The 1,419-nt window shown below is 58.1% G+C and carries 1 protein-coding gene; it reads right to left on the reverse strand.

The window, feature by feature from the left end:
• Positions 1-126: 126 nt before the first annotated feature.
• A complete protein-coding gene (locus C5L10_RS33305; RefSeq protein WP_105433207.1) occupies positions 127-1,344 on the reverse strand; it encodes an IS701 family transposase in 1,218 nt (405 codons plus the stop codon).
• Positions 1,345-1,419 lie beyond the last annotated feature (75 nt).

Consider the following 1,419-nt stretch of genomic DNA (forward strand, 5'->3'; position numbering starts at 1 on the left):
CACTACTTTGGCAGAATTGATTTTGGCGTCATTTGGAACCTGATACGGCAGTGTGGACATCGTTGTGGTGGATGGTGGTTTGAGAGCGCGGCTATGACGGCGCGTCGGATAGCTGGCAGTGTCGGTTTAGGCGGGCCGCGTCTGTTCCTTTTTTTCCCGCTTTGCCTTGTATAGGCGCTGATGTTGCAGGAAGGCATAAGCGATCATGGTCATCAGCGCGTGTCGATGAAGGCCTTGCCATGATCGGCCTTCGAAGTGATCGAGGCCGAGTTCTTCCTTCATCTGCTGATGCGCCTGCTCGCAGACCCAACGAGCTTTAATGGCCGCCGCCAGTTGCTTCAATGTCGCCGCGGCCGGCAGATTGGATAGATAATATTTGCGCTCGTCGTTTGAGCGCCACTCGCCAACCAGCCAGGCTTCCTCGCCCGGCATATGCTGTTGCCCCTTGTCGAAGATGCGTTGTGGGCTGCCATCAGCGATCCGAATGCGCAGGGCAGCAAAGCGCGCGGTCAGTCGGCCTTTGGTGCCACGCCGCCAGCTGAGTTTCGTCCACGTCGAGGCCGCCAGCATCGTTTCGGCGGCTGTCGACAGTGTATCGGGGATGGAATGTTTGCGCGGCCGTCCATGACCAGCAACAGGAAAGATCAATGCGACATCATGGGGATACACCTTCTGATGCTTGGGAATGCCGACGGCCCAGGTGAGACCCCGGGCACTCAAACCCTGGCGAAAAGCGGCTGACAGGCCGTAACCTGCGTCCGCAAGCACGGTGCCAAACCGAACATCTGCGGCAATCAGCCGATCGATCTCGTCGAGCGCAATCTCCGGCTTGGTGCGGGATACGCGCGACAACTCGGGAACGCCGGCTTTTGCCATCCGATCCTGATCACTGGTCCAACTCTCGGGCAGGAACAGCCGCAGGCCAACGGGGACAGGAACCTCGTCGCGTGCCAGCGTCAATGACACCAGTGTCTGGCAGTTGGCTCGCTTGCCCAGCATCGATGCATATTGCGGTGCGACCCCAACAGAATGATCGCCCTTCTTCGGAAGAGCTGTATCATCGATCACCAGAAAAGCATCTGAAGCCCCGACTATTCTGTCAGCCTGCACCGCCAATTCCGCCTCAAGCGGACCGGCGTCCCAAATGCCATCCGAGATGAAATGATGCAGGCGGTCGTAGCGATCAGGTGCCAGGCGCTCTGCCATCGGCTCGATACTCTTGCGATCTCCCGGCCCGATCAGGCCAGAAACATAGATTGGGCACATCTGCCGACGCTTCTTGTGGCCAAGCTTCTCAACAAACGGCTTCAGCCATTCCGTCAGCGCAACATCCTGCTCTGCCATCCTTCGCACCCCTGTTGAAGTGCGAAAGATCGCCGATCATCGTTAACCGAGGATTAATCTGCCAAAGTAGTGCTA

Source organism: Neorhizobium sp. T6_25, assembly GCF_002968555.1.
Lineage (GTDB): Bacteria > Pseudomonadota > Alphaproteobacteria > Rhizobiales > Rhizobiaceae > Neorhizobium.